Annotated in this window: 13 protein-coding genes; 1 reads left to right on the top strand and 12 read right to left on the bottom strand. The window is 73.4% G+C overall.

What is annotated here, in order from left to right:
- Positions 1 to 82: 82 nt before the first annotated feature.
- From lat to ACFQ8T_RS14610, 9 genes are all read right to left on the bottom strand, one after another.
- Entirely contained in the window at positions 83 to 1447 is a 1365-nt protein-coding gene (gene lat, locus ACFQ8T_RS14650; protein WP_430547251.1) for an L-lysine 6-transaminase, read from the bottom strand.
- A 58-nt stretch (positions 1448 to 1505) separates the two neighbouring features.
- Positions 1506 to 1961, bottom strand: coding sequence for an Lrp/AsnC family transcriptional regulator (locus ACFQ8T_RS14645; RefSeq protein WP_430547250.1), 456 nt, complete (start codon positions 1959 to 1961; stop codon positions 1506 to 1508).
- Positions 1958 to 3859 (bottom strand): ABC-F family ATP-binding cassette domain-containing protein, encoded by a 1902-nt coding sequence (locus tag ACFQ8T_RS14640; RefSeq protein WP_430547249.1) that lies wholly within the window; start codon positions 3857 to 3859, stop codon positions 1958 to 1960. Before ACFQ8T_RS14640 ends, ACFQ8T_RS14645 begins: the two co-directional genes overlap by 4 nt.
- A gap of 62 nt (positions 3860 to 3921) precedes the next feature.
- On the bottom strand, positions 3922 to 5109 hold the full coding sequence (locus ACFQ8T_RS14635; RefSeq protein WP_430547248.1) for a glycoside hydrolase family 76 protein: 1188 nt from the start codon (positions 5107 to 5109) through the stop codon (positions 3922 to 3924).
- 115 nt (positions 5110 to 5224) lie between these two features.
- A complete protein-coding gene (locus tag ACFQ8T_RS14630) occupies positions 5225 to 8278 on the bottom strand; it encodes an alpha-mannosidase (RefSeq protein WP_430547247.1) in 3054 nt (1017 codons plus the stop codon).
- Positions 8279 to 8325: 47 nt separating this feature from the next.
- Positions 8326 to 9246 carry a carbohydrate ABC transporter permease gene (locus ACFQ8T_RS14625; protein ID WP_430547246.1) on the bottom strand — a complete coding sequence of 307 codons (921 nt, stop codon included), beginning with the start codon at positions 9244 to 9246 and terminating at the stop codon, positions 8326 to 8328.
- Positions 9246 to 10184: a carbohydrate ABC transporter permease gene (locus ACFQ8T_RS14620; RefSeq protein WP_430547245.1), complete on the bottom strand. Its 939-nt coding sequence runs from the start codon at positions 10182 to 10184 to the stop codon at positions 9246 to 9248. Before ACFQ8T_RS14620 ends, ACFQ8T_RS14625 begins: the two co-directional genes overlap by 1 nt.
- Before the next feature lie 4 nt (positions 10185 to 10188).
- Positions 10189 to 11550 carry an ABC transporter substrate-binding protein gene (locus ACFQ8T_RS14615; RefSeq protein ID WP_430547244.1) on the bottom strand — a complete coding sequence of 454 codons (1362 nt, stop codon included), beginning with the start codon at positions 11548 to 11550 and terminating at the stop codon, positions 10189 to 10191.
- 81 nt (positions 11551 to 11631) lie between these two features.
- Entirely contained in the window at positions 11632 to 12852 is a 1221-nt protein-coding gene (locus tag ACFQ8T_RS14610) for an ROK family transcriptional regulator (protein ID WP_430547243.1), read from the bottom strand.
- A 147-nt stretch (positions 12853 to 12999) separates the two neighbouring features.
- Between ACFQ8T_RS14610 and ACFQ8T_RS14605 the strand changes: the two genes are divergently transcribed.
- Positions 13000 to 13995, top strand: coding sequence for an acetylxylan esterase (locus ACFQ8T_RS14605; RefSeq protein ID WP_430547242.1), 996 nt, complete (start codon positions 13000 to 13002; stop codon positions 13993 to 13995).
- 10 nt (positions 13996 to 14005) lie between these two features.
- On the opposite strand, the gene ACFQ8T_RS14600 is transcribed toward ACFQ8T_RS14605, so the two are convergent.
- The 3 genes from ACFQ8T_RS14600 to ACFQ8T_RS14590 are packed head-to-tail and all read right to left on the bottom strand — an operon-like array spanning position 14006 to position 17249.
- Entirely contained in the window at positions 14006 to 14947 is a 942-nt protein-coding gene (locus ACFQ8T_RS14600; RefSeq protein WP_430547241.1) for a 4-(cytidine 5'-diphospho)-2-C-methyl-D-erythritol kinase, read from the bottom strand.
- Positions 14944 to 15816 carry a 16S rRNA (adenine(1518)-N(6)/adenine(1519)-N(6))-dimethyltransferase RsmA gene (gene rsmA, locus ACFQ8T_RS14595; RefSeq protein WP_430547240.1) on the bottom strand — a complete coding sequence of 291 codons (873 nt, stop codon included), beginning with the start codon at positions 15814 to 15816 and terminating at the stop codon, positions 14944 to 14946. The genes ACFQ8T_RS14600 and rsmA overlap by 4 nt, the downstream gene beginning before the upstream one ends.
- Before the next feature lie 50 nt (positions 15817 to 15866).
- The gene (locus ACFQ8T_RS14590; RefSeq protein WP_430547239.1) at positions 15867 to 17249 is read right to left on the bottom strand and encodes a G5 domain-containing protein; all 1383 of its coding nucleotides are present in this window, start codon (positions 17247 to 17249) and stop codon (positions 15867 to 15869) included.
- Positions 17250 to 17494 lie beyond the last annotated feature (245 nt).

Genomic DNA, 17494 nt, shown 5'->3' with positions numbered 1-17494 from the left:
CGGTAGTCACACCCGAAGTGGAGGGCGCCCTGGCGCCCGTGAACGCTACCGTGCGCGCGATTCCCCGACGTGCCGTCAACCGTCAGGAGGCGACTCGGCCGACAACCCGGTCGAGCGCCGCGACCGCGTCGTCCAGCACGGACTCCTCCACCGTGAGCGCCGGCCGGAACCGCACGGACCGCTCCCCGCACCCGAGGATGAGGAAGCCCTCCGCGTGCAGCCCGGCGAGGACGGCGTCGCGCACGGCCCGCGACGGCAGCGACACGGCGCACATGACCCCCCGGCCGCGGGGGTCGGAGACGACGCCGGGGTGCGCGGCGGCGAGCGTCTCGAGCCGCGCGAGCAGCCCGGCGCCCACCTGCGCGGCGCGCTCGATCAGCCCCTCGGCCTCGATCACCTCGAGGATGCGGCGCGAGCGGACCATGTCGGCGAGGTTGCCGCCCCATGTGGAGTTGATGCGGGAGGAGACGTGGAAGACGTTGTCGTCGATCTCGTCGACGCGTCCGCCGGCCATGACGCCGCACACCTGGGCCTTCTTGCCGAAGGCGACGACGTCGGGCTGCACGCCGAGCTGCTGGTAGGCCCACGCCGTCCCGGTCATGCCGACGCCGGTCTGCACCTCGTCCAGCACGAAGAGGGCGTCGTGCTCGTGGCACAGCGCCTGCATGGCCTGGAGGAACTCGGCGCGCAGGTGGTGGTCGCCGCCCTCCCCCTGGATCGGTTCGGCGACGAAGCAGGCGATGTCGTGCGGGTGCGCCTCGAACGCGGCGCGGGCCTCGGCGAGCGCCCGTGCCTCGAGCGCCTCGACGTCGCGGAGCCCGCCGTCGGCGTCGTGACCGGGGTAGGGCGAGCTGATGCGCGGCCAGTCGAACTTGGGGAAGCGGGCGACCTTGCCCGGCTCGGTGTTGGTGAGGGACATGGTGTAGCCGGAGCGGCCGTGGAACGCGTGCTGCAGGTGCAGCACCCGGGTGCCCAGCTCGGGCGAGCGGCCGTGCGCCTCGTTGTGCCGCGACTTCCAGTCGAACGCGACCTTGAGCGCGTTCTCGACGGCGAGGGCGCCGCCGTCGACGAAGAAGAGGTGCGGGAGGGCGGGGTCGTCGAGGACGCGGGCGAACGCGTCGACGAAGCGAGCGAGCTCGACGGTGTAGACGTCGGAGTTGGACGGCTTGTTGATCGCGGCGCGGGTGAGCTCCTCGCGGAACAGCGGGTCGCGGAACAGAGCGGGATGGTTCATGCCCAGGGGGTTGGAGGCGAAGAAGGTGAACAGGTCGGTCCACTCGCGTCCGTCGCGGGCGTCGACGAGGGTCGAGCCGTGCGAGCGGTCGAGGTCGAGCACGAGGTCGAAGCCGTCGACGAGCAGGTGCTCGCGCAGCGACTCGAGGACGGCGGTGGCCTCGATCGAGCCGCCGACGCTGGGGGCTGTGCGCTGAGAGATTGTCTCGGTCATACCCCGACGGTAGAGGAGAACTTCCTGCCGAACCAGAGTGATGCCGAAAGAATTCTTGTCAGTGTGCCAGCGGACGCCCCTCGAAGTACGTCCGGAGCACCACGGTGGAGCGCGTGGACACGCTCGCCTCCCGACGGATGACGCCGAGCAGGTCCTCCAGCGCGGACGGCGACGGCACCCGCACCAGCAGCAGGTAGTTCGCGTTGCCCGCGACGGACCAGCACGCCTCGATCCCCGGCACGTCGCGCAGCCGGTCGGGGGCGTCGTCGGCCTGCGACTGGTCCAGCGGCGTGATCTCCACGTACGCCGCGATGGGCAGCCCCACGGCGTCGGGGTTGACGACGGCGCGGTAGCCGGTGATCACGCGCCGCGCCTCCAGCTTGCGCACCCGAGCCTGCACGGCGGACTGTGACAGCCCCGTCACGCCAGCGAGCGCCGCCAGGGTCGCGCGCCCGTCCTCGCGCAGCGCGCGCACGAGCGCCCGGTCGACGTCGTCCAGCGTGCCCTCGCTCATCCCGCCACCTCGGCGGACTCCAACCAGGCCATCTCGAGCTCCTCCTTCTCGGCGCCGAGCTCCCGGAGGCGCTCGTCGAGGGCCGCCACCGCGGCGTAGTCCGTCGGGTCGGCGGCGATCTGCTCGTGCAGAGTGTTCTCCTCGTCCGCGATCCGAGCCAACCTCCGCTCAATCCGTGAGATTTCCTTCTTGGCGGCGCGCACCTCTGCCGCGGAGGCCCCCGACGGCGTCGTCGCAGGTCGCGGTGCGGACGCCGCGGCCCCCGCAGCGGTCGGCGGGGCACCCACGGGCGCGGCGGCCGAGGACGCGTCCGAGGCACCCGCCCGCCGCAGCTCGAGGTACTGCTCCACCCCGCCCGGCAGGTCCCGCAGCGCGCCGTCGCCCAGCAGCGCCCACTGCCGGTCGCACACGCGCTCCAGCAGGTACCGGTCGTGCGAGACGACGATCAGCGTGCCGGGCCAGCCGTCCAGCAGGTCCTCGACGGCGGCGAGGGTGTCGGTGTCCAGGTCGTTCGTGGGCTCGTCGAGCAGCAGGACGTTCGGCTCCGAGACGAGCAGCCGCAGCAGCTGGAGACGTCGCCGCTCGCCGCCGGACAGGTCGCGCACGATCGTGTGCGCCCGCTCGCGGGTGAACCCGAGGCGCTCGGTGAGCTGCCCGGCGGTGAGCTCCTTGCCGTCGACGACGACGGTGCGCTTCTCGCGGTCCACCACCTGGACGGCGGTGAGGTGCGCGACGTCGTCGAGCTCGCCGACGTCCTGGGTCAGCTCCGCGACGTGCACCGTCTTGCCGCGCCGCACCCGACCGGAGTCCGGCTCGCGGCGCCCGGCGAGCAGGGACAGCAGCGTCGTCTTGCCCGCGCCGTTGACGCCGACCACGCCGTACCGGTCGCCGGGGCCGAGGCGCCACGTGACGTCGTCGAGCAGCACGCGGCGCTCCCCCGGGCCGTCCGACACGTGGTCCGCTCCGGCGGGCCGTGCGTCCGACACGCGGGCGGGGACGGTGACGGTCACGTCCTCGAGGTCGAGCACGTCCTTGCCGAGGCGGCGGGTGGCCATCTGCGTGAGCTCGAGGGTGTCCCGCGGGGGCGGCTCGTCGTCGATGAGCGCGGCCGCGGCGTCGAGCCGGAACTTGGGCTTGGACGTGCGGGCGGGCGCACCGCGCTTGAGCCACGCGAGCTCCTTGCGCAGCAGGTTGTTGCGCTTCTCGGCCGCCGTGGCGGCCTGCCGGGCCCGCTCGGCGCGCGCCAGGATGTAGGCCGCGTACCCGCCGTCGTACCCGTCGACGCCGCCGGACCCGTCGCCGCGCACCTCCCACGTGCGGGAGCAGACCGCGTCGAGGAACCAGCGGTCGTGAGTGACGACGACCAGCGCCCCGGTTGCACCCGGCCGGCCGTAGCGGGCGGACAGGTGCTCGGCCAGCCAGGCGACGCCCTCGACGTCGAGGTGGTTGGTGGGCTCGTCGAGCAGCAGGATGTCGGGGTCCTCGACGAGGAGCGCGGCGAGCGCGACGCGGCGGCGCTGCCCGCCCGACAGGGTCGACGCCGGCTGGTCCAGGTCGAGGTCCGCCAGCAGGCCGGCGTGCACGGCGCGGATGCGGGCGTCGGACGCCCACTCGTGCGTCGCGTCGTCGCCGTGCACCAGGTCGCGGATCGTCGCCGCGTCGTCGTCGACGTCGCGCTGCACGAGCATGCCGAGGCGCGAGCCTCCGACCCGGGTGACACGACCGGCGTCGGGCGCCTGCGTGCCCGCGAGCAGGCGCAGCAGCGTCGACTTGCCCGCCCCGTTGGGGCCGACGACGCCGATGCGGTCGCCGTCGTCGAGCCCGAGCGAGACGTCGGCCAGGAGGGTGCGGGTGCCGATGGTCAGCGCGACGCCGTCCGCGCCGAGGAGATGTGCCACCCGACGAGGGTAGTCGCCCCTTCGAGCACGCGATCCGGCGCGTGCTCGAAGGGGCGGGTGGCTCAGTACAGGATCGACGCCTTGCCGCGCGGCCACGCGAGGGTCGCGTAGATCTGCACCATGGCCGCCTGCTCGAGCAGCTCGGTGTGCTCGTCACCGGCGTCGAACAGCCCGGTCCCGGAGTCCCGCGCCTCGCGCCACTGCGTGTCCGCGTAGTCCGTCATCGCGTCGCGGTAGGTGTGCCCGCCCGTCACCGACTCCAGGAGCAGCAGGTTCTTGAACCAGATGGAGTTGAAGAACATCGGCTGGCCGGCCAGACGACCCTCGGTCACGTAGAACCGGTACGAGGCGGCCGCGATCGCCTCCGCCTTCTCCAGGTAGCGCTCCTCGCCCGTCGCCTCGTACAGCAGCGTGTACGTGCCCACCGGGACACCCTGGTTGTACGACCACTGCGTCCGGTCGATCGACCCGTCGAGCTTGACGTTGTCCCAGTACAGGCCGTTCGGCGCGAGCAGGTGCTCGTCCGTCCAACCGACCATCCGCTCGGCCCAGTCGAGGTAGCGCTCCTCGCCGGTGAGCATGTACAGGCGGGTGGCGAGCTGCGCGCCGGGCATGGTGGACACGGTGTTGCGGTCGGTGCTCCACGGCGCCTGCGTCCAGAAGACGCCGCCCGGCGCCGGGTGGTCCGGGTCGGTGTCCCAGCCGGAGACGACGAGCTCGAAGATCTCCTCGGCCCGCTCGAGCGCCGCCCGGTCGCCCGTGGCCAGGTGCTGCTGCACCTTGGCCAGCGCGACCCACTCGTTGTCGTCGTAGAAGATGTCGCCGCCGTCGCCGTACGGGGCGCGGGCGTAGGAGTCGTACGCCGGCAGCCCGGTCGTGCCGCCGTCCGCGTTCCAGAAGCGCTCCTGGCCCACCGACCGGTCCGCGAGGTCGTCGGCGAACGACCGGCCCGCACGCCCGGGCATCCCCGTGAGGTCGAGCGTCGCGACGTGCGCCTGGGAGAACGGCCACTCGTACGAGTACGGGCGGTCCTCGGCGCCGGACGGGTAGCGCTCCCGGTAGAGCCCCGACCCGTCGTCCACGTACAGGTGCTCCTGCATCGCCTCGTAGCTGGCCACCGCCCGCGCCTCCTGCGTGCGCGGCGACGTGCCCGCTCCCTGCCGGCCCGCGTCCTCCGCGACGGCGGGCGCCGCCGCGCCCATCACGCACGCCAGTGCGGCGACCGTACCCACTGCTCTGGTGAACCTCATCGTTCTCGCCTTCGCTCGGTGGTGCTCGGGTGGTGCTCGGTCTCTCGGTGGTCTTCGAACAAGCGATCCGTCGCGGCATCCGGCAGGATGCCGCGCCGGATCGCTTGCTCGAAGGTCAGCGGCAGATGCGCAGGGTGACCACCTGGAACGGGGTCAGCTCGAGGAGCACGTCCTCGCCGTCGCGGTGCGCCGCGTCCAGCGGCCGCTCCAGCAGGTCCGTCACGACCACGCCGGTGTGCTCGAACGCCGGCGTGAAGCGGGCCCGGGCGCGGCCGCCGCGGCTCTCGTAGAGGCGCACGACGACGTCGCCGCTGCCGTCCTCGGCGAGCTTGACGGCCTCGACGACGACGGCGTCGTCGTCCACCGCGAGCAGCGGCTCGACGCCGTGGTCGCCGCTGACGACACGCTCGGGCAGGTTGAGCGCGTAGCCGTGGCGGACGGCGTCGTCGATGCCGGCGCCGACGACGAGCTCGCAGGTCAGCTCGTGCTCGCCCTGGTCCGCGTCGGGGTCGGGGAACTTCGGCGCGCGCAGCAGCGAGAGCCGCACGGTGGTGCCTCGGGCGCCCTGGGCGTCGGTCGCGTCGTCGGTGCGGGTCCGGGTGATGTCGTGCCCGTACGTCGAGTCGTTCGCGACGGCCACGCCGAAGCCCGGCTCCCCCACGTGCACCCACCGGTGCGCGACGGTCTCGAACCGCGCGTGGTCCCACGACGTGTTGACGTGCGTGGGCCGGTGCACGTGCCCGAACTGGATCTCGGACGTCGCGCGCTCGGCGCGCACGTCGAGCGGGAACGCGAGCTTGAGCAGCTTCTGCCGCTCGTGCCAGTCGACGCGGGTCGTGATGCGCAGGCCGCGGCCCTCGACGGGGAGCGCGAGGTCCTGCTCGACGCGCGACGACCCGAGCTCGCGCAGCACGCGCACGACCGGCCCGGACGCGCCGTCGGTGACCTCGATCTTCGCCGCGTCGACGAGGTCGGTCGTGCTGCGGCGGTAGTGCTCGTCGATGTCCCACGCCTCCCACTCGTTGGGGACGTCGCGGTGCAGCTGGAGCAGGTTCGCCCTCGCGCCGGGCAGGACGGCCTCGCGCCCGCTCGCGCGGTCGACGGCGGACACGACGTGCCCGTTGCCGTCGACGACGACGCGCACGAGGTCGTTCTCGAGCACCCAGCCGTCGCCCTCGGCCACGGGCGCCACGGTGCCCGCGCCGCGCGCCGCGTCGAGGGCCGTGGCGCCGAGCGCCGCGACGCCGTCGCGCGCGAACGGCCCGGCGTTCACGGCGACCGGCCGCTCACCCTCCCCGACCAGCGCCCGCAGCGCCTCGGCGACGATCTCCTCGAGCTCGCGCGCCATCTCGGCGTAGTTGCGCTCGGCCTCGCGGTGCACCCAGGCGATGGACGACCCCGGCAGGATGTCGTGGAACTGCTGCAGCAGCACGGTGCGCCACAGCCTCTGCAGCCGCTCGGCCGGGTAGTCCGCGCCGACGCGCACGGCCGCCGTCGCCGCCCACAGCTCGGCCTCGCGCAGCAGGTGCTCGCTGCGGCGGTTGCCGCGCTTGGTGCGGGCCTGCGACGTGTAGGTGCCGCGGTGGTACTCGAGGTACATCTCCCCCGTCCACGTGGCCGGGTCCGCGTACTCGGCCCGGGCGGCGTCGAAGAAGGACTGCGAGTCGGACAGCTCCACCTTCGGCGACCCCTCGAGGTCGCGCGTGCGCCGGGCCGCGGCCACCATCTCGCGGGTGGGGCCGCCGCCGCCGTCGCCGAAGCCGAACGGGACCAGCGACGTGTTGGCACGACCCTTCTCGGCGTACTGCCGCTCGGCCCGCGCGAGCTCCTCGGCGGTCAGCTCCGAGTTGTACGTGTCCACGGGCGGGAAGTGCGTGAACACCCGCGACCCGTCGATGCCCTCCCACCAGAACGTGTGGTGCGGCATGGTGTTGGTGTCGTTCCACGAGATCTTCTGCGTGAGGAAGTTGTCGCTGCCGGCCAGGCGGGCGAGCTGCGGCAGGGCCGCCGTGTACCCGAAGGAGTCCGGCAGCCACACCTCCTTCGGCTCCACGCCCAGCTCCTCGATGAAGTACCGCTTGCCGGCCACGAGCTGGCGGGCCAGCGCCTCGCCGCCGGGCATGTTGGTGTCCGACTCCACCCACATGCCGCCCACCGGCACGAACCGGCCCTCGCGCACGCGCTCGCGGATCCGCTCGAACAGCTCCGGGTAGTGCTCCTGCACCCACGAGTACTGCTGCGCCGAGGAGCAGGCGAACTTCACGTCCGGGTCCTCGTCCATGAGGGCGAGCACGTTGGAGAACGTGCGCGCGCACTTGCGCACGGTCTCGCGCGTGGGCCACAGCCACGCGGAGTCGATGTGCGCGTGGCCGACGGCGTGCACCCGGTGGGCGGACGCCGCGGCCGGTGCGGCGAGCGCGTCCACGAGCGCCGCGCGGCCCGCGGCCGCGGTGCCGGCGACGTCGTCCGGGTCGACGGCGTCGAGCATGTCCTCGAGCGCGCGCAGCACCTCGGCCGCGCGCGGGCTCGTGGCGGGCAGCACCCGCACCAGGCCGTGCAGGGCGCGCACGTCCTGGAGCAGCTCCCACACCGTCTCGTCGACGAGAGCCACGTGCATGGTGCGCAGCGCGTAGATCGGGTCCGGCCCGGAGGTCTCCCAGGCGCCCATCGGCGTGGGCCGCGTCCACGCGCCGCCCGGGACGTCGGGGTTGGCGGCGGCCTCGACGTAGACGTCCACGCGGCCGTCGGCGTCGAGCGCCTGACCGGCGACGAGCGGCACGTGCTGGTTGCGCGGCTCGACGGCCTTGACGATGCGGCCGTCGGGGGTCCACGCCGTCCCCTCGGCCTGGAAGCCCGGGCCGGCGCCGGTGAACCCGAGGTCGACGACGAGCTCGACGCGCGTCCCGGCGGGCGCGGCCTCGCCCGACCACCCCGCCGGCACGGTGCCCGTCACGTGGAACCACGTCGTGTCCCACGGCCGCCCCCAGGGAGAGCCGATCGCGAACGGGGCGTACGTGGCGCGCGCCGCCTCGGCGAAGGGCACCGGCTCCCCGCCGACGGTCCACGCCTCGACGTCGAGGGGCCGGGTCTCGCGCAGGACGGCGGGCTCCAGCCAGTCCTTCACGAAGCGCTCGAGGCGCATGGTGGTGCGGGTGGTGGTGTCGTGCATGGAACGGGCTCCTGGTGACGGGGCGGGCGGTGGAACAGGGGGTGCGGTCAGCCCTTGACGGCTCCGGCGAGCGCGAACGAGCCGCCGGAGAGTCGTGAGACGAGCACGTACAGGCCGACGGCGGGCAGGGCGTAGAGCATGGAATAGGCCGCGAGCTGGCCGTACGCGACCGAGCCGTACTGGCCGAAGAACGCGAAGATGCTCACGGCAGCCGGCTGCTTCTCCGGCGTCAGCAGCAGCACGAAGGGGACGAAGAAGTTCCCCCACGCCTGGATGAACACGAAGATGAAGACGACGGCGATGCCGGGCCGCATGAGCGGCAGCACGATGGTGCGCAGCGTCGTCATGGCCGACGCGCCGTCCGTCCACGCCGCCTCCTCGAGGGAGATCGGCACGGAGTCCATGAAGTTCTTCGTCATCCAGATCGCCATCGGCAGCGACGTCGCGGCCATGAAGAACGTGGTGCCGGCCAGGGAGTCGAGCAGGTTGAGCCGCACGAACAGCGAGTAGACCGGCACCATCATGGCCGTGATCGGCAGGCAGGTGCCGAACAGCACGGCGTACAGGAACGGCTTGTTGAAGCGCATCCGGTAGCGCGACAGCGGGTACGCGGCGAGCACCGACGCGAGCACGGTGATGAGGCCGGTGCCCGCGGACAGGACGAAGGCGTTGGCCAGCGGCACCCACGTCTGCTCGGGCGTCATGACGGCCGTGAAGTTCTCGAGCGTGAACGTCTCCGGCAGCCCGACGGCGAGCGTCGCGCTCGGGTCCAGCGACGCCAGCACGATCCACCCGAGGGGCAGCAGGAAGCACAGCCCGACGACGACGAGCACGACGTTCGACAGGATGCGTGCCGTGCGCGGCCCGGGGGCGGCGACCGACGGCGTCGACCGCCGTCGCCCGGGGTGCGCGCCGGCGACGTCGGGCCCGGGCGAGGGGACGGACGCCGGGGCGGTGGTCTGGGCCATCAGTCGACCTCCGGCTTCAGGCTGCGGATGTACACGACGGAGAACACGGCGCCGATCACGAGCATCACGGTGGCGATCGCCGTGCCGTAGCCGACCTGGGCGAACTTGAACGCCTCCTGGTAGGCGAGGATCGGCAGGGTGGAGCTGTCGGTGCCGGGGCCGCCGCCGGTCATCACGTAGATGAGCGTGAAGACGGACAGCGTCTGCAGCGTGGTGAGCATGAGGTTGGTCGAGATGCTGCGGCGGATGGTCGGGAGCGTGACCCACACGAGGCGCTGCACCCCGTTGGCCCCGTCGACCGTCGCGGCCTCCGTGATCTCCGGCGGCACCTCCGCGATCGCGGCGGAGTAGACCATCATCGAGAACGCCGTGCCGCGCCAGACGTTGGCGAGGATGACGGCGAGCATCGGGTACTGGAAGAGCCAGTCCGGGCCGGTGATCCCCACGCCCGCGAGCAGCGAGTTGAGCGTGCCGTCGGCGTGGAAGAACGCGTAGGCGGCGAAGGCTGCCACGATCTCGGGCAGCACCCAGGCCGTGACGACGAGCGTCGAGACGACGGCGCGCACGGGCTTCAGCGCGGAGCGCATGAGCATCGCCAGCCCGAGGCCGGCCACGTTCTGCCCGATCACCGCGGACGCGATGACGAACAGCACCGTGAGCCACAGGGCCTTCGGGAAGTCGGGGTCGCCGAGCAGCGCGACGTAGTTGTCCAGGCCGACCCACTCGGGGTTCGCCGCGTTCGGGCCGGTGAGGGCCGCGTTGGTGAACGAGCCGTAGAACGACCACACGACCGGGCCGAGCATGAACAGCGCGAGCAGGGCGACGGCGGGCAGCATCGGGACGAGGCGGCCGGCGGTGCGGCGCGCGTGCGCGCGCCGCACCGGCGACGGCCCCGCCCCCGGCCCGCCGACGGGGGCGGGGGCGAGGGTGGTGGTCACGTCGTCAGCCGTTCGTCGTGTTCTCTTCGCCGACCTGCGCGACCACGGCCTCGTCGTACACGGCGGCGGCCTCCTCGGGCGTCTGCTGCCCGGTCATCACCGACTCCATGGCGACCTGGATCGCGTTGGAGATCTGGGCGTAGTCGGAGGTGGCGGGGCGGAAGTTCGTCACCTCGACGAGGTCGGAGAAGAACGGCACCGTCGGGTTCGCCTCGGAGTACGACGGCTCCTCGGCGACGTCGGTGCGCACCGCGATCTGGCTGTTGTCGATCGCGAACCGCAGCGAGTTCTCCTTGTCGAGCGCGTGGGTCAGCACGTCGAACGCCACGTCGGGGTTCTTCGACCCGGCGCCGATCGCCATCGTCCAGCCTCCCGACATGCTCACCGCGCCGGGGGCCTGGCCGTCCTGGGTGGGCATCGCGGCGGTGCCCATGACGTCGGTCCACTCGGGCCAGGGCGCCGTGCCCTCCTCGAGCCACGTGCCGGGCATCCACGAGCCGTCCAGCGAGATGCCGAGCTTGCCCTTCGGCAGCCACTCGGCCGAGACCGTGTTGCCGACGTTCGGGTCGAGCGCCTGCTGCGGCGTGGGGGCGAGGCCCTCCGTGTAGATCGTCCTGATGAAGTCGAGCGAGTCGACGAACTCCTGCGACCCGACGATCCACTTCGAGGCGTCGGTGTCGTAGAGCGTGCCGCCCGTGCCGTACAGCAGCATCTCGAAGCCCTGCATCGTGGCGCCCTCGCCCATCGGCTTGCCCGAGTAGACGTTGAGCGGGATGACGTCGGGGTCCGCCTTCTTGATCGCCCGGGCGGCCTCGAGCAGCTCGTCCCAGGTCTTCGGGGCCCAGTCCTCGGGGAGCCCCGCCTTGGCGAGCACCTCCTTGTTGAACCACAGCCCGCGGGTGTCCGTGCCCATCGGGACGCCGTAGGTCTTGCCGTCGTCGCCCAGCCCGGCCTGCTTGGCCTGGTCGACGAACTGGCCCCAGTCCTCCCAGTCGGCGAGGTAGTCGTCCATCGGCAGCAGGTAGCCCGCCTCGACGTCCGACTTGATCATGAACGTGTCCTCGTACATGAGGTCGGGCGCCGTCCCGGGCGCGCGGTTCATGAGCGCGAGCTTCGTGAAGTAGTCGTTCTGGCTGGCCTCGATCGGCACGAGCTCGATCGTGACGTCCGGGTTCTCCTTCTCGTACTCGGCCTTGACGTCCTTGAACAGCTCGTCGGCCTGGGTGAAGTTCCCGAACTTCTGGTACGCGATCTTGATCGTCGCGTCCCCGCTGCTGCCCTCGCCGTCCCCCGAGCCGCAGGCTCCGAGGGTGAGGACGAGCGCCGTGACCGCGGATCCCGCGGCAAGGGTTCGTGCCAGTCGCATGCTGCTCCTTTGCCCACATGAGTGGCCCGACGACGCCGGGCCGGCTGACGTGAATAACTCAAGCGAATTGAGTTAATGCTGTCAAGCGCTCACGAGGCCGGAGGGTCGCGGGGTGAAGAGCCCGTCGAGCACGAGGCTCGCCGCACCCACCGCCCCGACGTGGTCGCCGACGGCGGAGCCCAGCACCTCGACGGCGTGCACCTCGCGCAGCGTCGCCTGCAGGGTGAGCTCCCGCCGCACGACGGGAAGGTAGTGCGGGGCCAGCCGCGCCCACGCCGGGCCGCCGAAGACGACGACCCCCGCGTCCACGAGGTCGGCCACCACGGTGATCCCGCGCGCGACCCGTCGCGCGCTCGCCGCGAGGATCCCCGCGGCGGCCGCGTCGCCCTCGGCCGCAGCCCGGCACAGCGTCGTGAGGGCCGCGTCGAGCTCCGCCGGCGTCGACGCCGGGGTGCCCGCCGGCAGCACGCCCCCCGCGACAGCCTCGGCGACGAGCGTCGCGGGGGCGGCGGAGACGCCGATGCACCCCCGCTGGCCGCAGTCGCACAGCGGGCCGTCGTTGTCGACCATCAGGTGGCCGACCTCGCCGGCGTTGCGCGACGATCCCGCGAGGAGCTCGCCGTCGTGCGCCACCGCCACGGCGACGCCGAAGCCCGTGTAGAAGAAGAGGGACGTGCCGCGCAGCATCCGGTTGCCGCGCCACAGCTCCGCCACCATCGCCGCCGACACGTCCTTGTCCAGCACGACGTCGAAGCCCGTCGCGGCGGCCAGCAGGTCGCGCACCGGCACCTCCTCCCAGCCGTCCAGGAGCGGCGGGCGGATCACCGCACCGGCGGCGAGGTCCACCGGCCCCGGCGCCGCCACCCCCAGACCCAGGACGGCAGAGCGCTCGACGCCGGCCCGGTCGAGCATCGCTCCGGCCGCCGCGGCGACGGCCCCGGCCACGGCCTCAGGACCGGCCGGCGTCGGCTCGACGACCTTCTCCACCGTGCGTCCGTCGAGGTCCACGAGCACCGACGTCACCACCACCGGGTCGATGTGCACGCCCAGCGCGTAGGCCCCCTGCGGCTCGAGGTAGAGCATCGTGCGGGGCTTGCCCCGGCCCTCGGCCCGGCGCTCCCCCTCGACGACGTACCCCAGCGCGATGAGCCGCGCCACGATGTTCGACACCGCCTGGAGGGACAGCCCGGTGCTCGCCGCGAGCTCGCTGCGGCTCGTGCCGTCGGGCGCGCGCCGCACCTGGTCGAGCACGACCATCTGGTTGAAGTCGCCCACCCGCGGCAGGTTGGTCCCGCGTCGCACCGTGTCCTCACCTCGCCCGTCCGACTGGTCGCAGCGTAGACGTCCGGCGCGGGGAAACGTTCTCCACGGCCGCCTGCCGGCCCGCTACAGTGCAGCCCGACACCGCGCCGCCGCGGTGGCCCCGCAGGAAGTCCCCGGAGGAACCCGATGGCCCAGTTCGACCTGCCCGTCGCCGAGCTCGAGGCGTACGTGCCCGAGATCGACGAGACCGCCGACTTCGACGCGTTCTGGGAGCAGACCCTCGTCGAGTCCCGCGCGCACGACGACGCACCGACGCTGGAGCGCGCGGACACCGGCCTCACGGAGCTCGTCGTGGACGACGTGACGTTCCCGGGCTTCGACGGGCAGCCGGTCAAGGCATGGCTCACGCGCCCCGCGCGCCACGACGCCGCGGCCGACGGCCCCCTGCCGGCGGTCGTCGAGTTCGTCGGCTACGGCGGCGGGCGCGGGCTGGCGCACGACCACCTGGGCCTCGCCGCCGCGGGCTACGCGCACCTCGTCATGGACACCCGCGGCCAGGGCTCGGGCTGGGGCCACGGCGGCGACACCCCCGACCCGGTGGGCAGCGGCCCCGCCTCCCCCGGCTTCATGACGCGCGGCGTCCTCGACCCGCACGAGCACTACTACCGGCGCGTCTTCACCGACGGCGTGCGCGCCGTGGACGCCGCGCGCCGCGTCGAGGGGATCGACCCCGCGCGTATCGCCGTCGCCGGCACGAGCCAGGGCGGCGGCATCGCGATCGCCGTCGCCGGCCTGGTGCCCGACGTCGCCGCCGCCGTGCCCGACGTGCCGTTCCTGTGCCACTACCGCCGCGCCGTACAGATCTCCGACGCGTTCCCGTACGGCGAGATCACGCAGTACCTGTCCGTGCACCGCGAGCACGAGGACGCCGTCTGGCGCACGTTCTCCTACCTCGACGGCGTCTCGTTCGCCCGCCGCGCCCGCGCGGCCGCGCTGTTCTCGACCGCCCTGCGCGACGACGTCTGCCCGCCGTCCACGGTCTACGCCGCGTACAACCAGTGGGGCGCGCTGGGCGAGACCGCACCGGACACGGCGATCGACGTCTACCCCCACAACCGCCACGAGGGCGGCCAGGGCTACCGCTTCGCCCCGACCCTCGCCTGGCTGGCCAAGCACCTCTGATGCCGAGGCACTAGGGAAGCAGGCGGGCGCCGTGCGCGGGGCCGGAGGTGCACCACACGGAGTCGGCGACGCCCTCCGCGGTCCAGGACGCGGCGACCGCCAGCGCGTGCTGGCGCGACCGGGCGAGCGCCGCGACGGTCGGGCCGGAGCCGGAGACGAACGCCCCCAGGGCGCCGGCCTCCCGCGCGACGGCGATGGTGCGCTCCAGCTCGGGGCGCAGGGAGAGCGCCGCGGCCTCGAGGTCGTTGTGCAGGGCGGGCCCGAGGGCATGGGCGTCGCCGGCGCGCAGCGCCTGCATCAGCCCGGTGTCCTCGTCGAGCCCCGGCTCGTCGGCGGCGCCGTCCGGGCCGGCCAGCTCGTCGAACCGGCCGTAGACGGCCGGCGTCGACAGACCCTCGGCCTGGGCGGCGAACACCCAGTGGAACTCGCCGCGGGTCATGGCGGGCGTCAGCAGGTGGCCGCGCCCGGTCCCGACGGCGGTGTGCCCCAGCAGGGCGAAGGGGACGTCCGAGCCGAGATCCGCGGCGAGCGTCGCCAGGTCGTCGCGGCTCAGACCGGTCTGCCACAGCGCGTCGCAGGCCACCAGGGTGGCCGCGGCGTCCGCGGAGCCGCCCGCCATGCCCCCGGCGACGGGCACGCCCTTGGCCAGGTGCAGCGCCACGTCCGGCGCCACGCCGACCTGGGTCGCCAGGGCCTCGGCGGCACGCCAGGCGAGGTTCGTCCCGTCGACGGGCACGAGCTCGGCCTGCGGGCCGTCCACGGTGATCGTCACGCCGGCGCCCTCCGGCACTTGCGTGGCGGTCACCTCCTCGTAGAGCGCCACGGCCTGGAAGATCGTCGACAGCGGGTGGTATCCGTCGGCCTGCCGCGCGCCGACGCGCAGCGACAGGTTGACCTTGCCGGGCGCGCGGACCCGGACGGACGGCGACGGGGCGGCGGCGAGATGCGTCACGCGTCCACCGTGCCCGCCGCGACCGGAAGCTGCTCGGCGATCCGCGCGAAGTCCGTGACCTCGAGGCGCTCGCCACGCAGGCCGGGGTCGACGCCCGCGGCGCGCAGCGCCTCCTCGGCGGCGGCGCCGGAGCCGAACGTGCCGGACAGGGCGGCGCGCAGCGTCTTGCGGCGCTGGGCGAACGCGGCGTCGACGACGGCGAAGACCTGCTCGCGCGTCGCGGTCGTGACGGGGGGCTCGCGCTTCTCCAGCGCCACGAGGGCGGAGTCCACGTTGGGCTCCGGCCAGAACACGTGCCGGCTGACGTTCAACGACCGGCGCGCGTCGGCGTACCAGGCGGCCTTCACCGACGGCACGCCGTACGTGCGCGACCCGGGGCCGGCGGCGAGCCGGTCGGCCACCTCGGCCTGCACCATGACGAGCACGCGCTCCAGGCTCGGGAACCGCTGCAGGAACGTGAGCAGCACCGGCACGGCCACGTTGTAGGGCAGGTTCGCGACGAGCGCCGTCGGCGCCTCGCCCGGCAGCTCGGTGACCTCGAGGGCGTCGGCGGGCACCACCTCGAAGTCAGCGGCGGGGGCGTGCTCGCGCACCGTCTCGGAGATCTGGCCCGCCAGCACCGGGTCGATCTCGACCGCGACGACGGAGGCCCCGGCCTCCAGCAGGCCGAGGGTCAGCGACCCCAGCCCGGGGCCGATCTCCACGACCCGCTCCCCCGGTCGCAGCCCGGCCGCGCGGACGATCTTGCGCACCGTGCCGCCGTCGTGCACGAAGTTCTGCCCGAGCTGCTTGGTGGGGCGGACGCCGAGGCGCCCTGCCAGCTCGCGGATCTCCGCAGGGCCGAGCAGGGCGCCAGGGGTGTTCGTCATGGGGGCGAGTCTATTCGTCGGCCCGCGGCCGACGACTCAGGACGGGCGGCTCAGTACCAGCCCACCGACTGCGAGTGGCCCCACGCGCCGCACGGCGTGCCGTACACGTCCGCGATGTAGCCGAGGCCCCACTCGATCTGGGTGGCGGGGTTGGTCTGCCAGTCGGAGCCGGCCGAGGCCATCTTCGAGCCGGGCAGCGACTGCGGGATGCCGTAGGCGCCGGACGACGGGTTGGCCGCCGAGGCGTTCCAGCCCGACTCCTTCGTCCACAGCGACTCGAGGCAGGTCCACTCCGAGCCGCTCCAGCCGCGCGCGGCGGCCATCTGCTTGCCGATCGACCGGGTGGAGCCGGAGTAGGACGGCGTCTTCGGCTCGGGCTCCGGGCGCTCCTTGGTGCCCTTCACCAGCACGCGGGTCACGGGCTTGGTGGTGACCTCGTCCGAGACCTTGGTCTTCTTCACGACCTTGCCGTCGACCGTGGTGACCTGGTGGACGATCGTGCGCTCGCCGTCCTTGCCCTTCTTCACGACCTTCGCGTCGGCGTCGGAGTACCGGTCGGCGGACTTCTTGGTCGTGGTCTTGTGGTCGACGGCCTTGGTGGTCGTGACCTTCTTGGTCTCGACGCGCTGCACGACGACGGCCACCTGCGGCGTGGCGACCTCGGTCGCGGCCGCGGGGGTGTCGGAGGCGGGGGTCTCGGAGGCGGCGACCTGCTCGGTCTGCGCGCCGTCCTTCTCGGCCTGCTTCTCGGCCTGCTTCTTCTCGTCCGCGACGGCGGCGGCGACGTGCTTCTTCACCTCGCCGTTGGCGGCGTCGGTGACGTGCACGCGGTCGCGCTTCCCGAGCTCCACGTCCGCCTCGGCCAGCACGGCCTCGACGTCCTCCGCGTCCTCGACCACGTCGGTCGTGCCGTCGTGCACCACGGCCACCGGGCCGTCGGTGTCGACGTCCACGGGCAGCGAGGCCCGCTCGCCGTCGCGGGAGGCGACGATGCGCACGTCGCCGCCGCGGGCGGTGAGGGTGTCGAGCGCCTCGTCGGCGTCGAGGGCGGTGACCCACGCGTCGGTGTCCTCGCCGTCCACCTGCAGGCTGAGCTCCTTGCCGGAGCGCACGACGACGTCGGAGCCGTCCTCGAGCGCGGCGTCGGCGGCCGGGGTCACGAGGTCGCGGTCGCCGACGACGACGCCCTGCGAGGTGAGCAGGTCGTCGACGGAGCCGGAGTAGGACGTCACGGTCTTGACGTCGCCGTCCACGTCGAGCGTGACGGTCTTGCGGGCGTCCGCGTACGCGACGGCGCCACCGGCGACGGCGACCGCGGCGGCGGTCGCCGCGGCCAGGAACGGCCAGCGGCGGCGGCTGCGGGTCGTGGCGGGAGCGACGGTGTCGGCGTCCGGCACGGCGGGCACGGGAGAGGTCTGGGGAGAGCGGGTCACGAGAGTCCAGTCGTCGTGCTGTCCGGGCACGGTGGCCGGCGGCGGGCCGGCGGCCCGTCACGCACCGGGGCGGCGCGCTCGCGCCTCGCTCCCGGCCCCGCGCCCGAGGGCGCCGAGTTCCGACCCACCGATCCGGCGGTTCAGGGGCCCGCGTCGCATACACCTGTCGAGCACGGCTCGCACGCGGGACACCCGACCGTAACCGATTCGTTATCGGAGACCTAATTCGTCGGCGGCGTCGTGAC

This window comes from Isoptericola sp. NPDC056618, assembly GCF_042792715.1.
In the GTDB taxonomy this organism is placed as follows: domain Bacteria; phylum Actinomycetota; class Actinomycetes; order Actinomycetales; family Cellulomonadaceae; genus Isoptericola; species Isoptericola nanjingensis.
The sequence above is the reverse complement of the archived record's forward strand: the minus strand, read 5'-3'. Positions and strand labels throughout refer to the sequence as shown.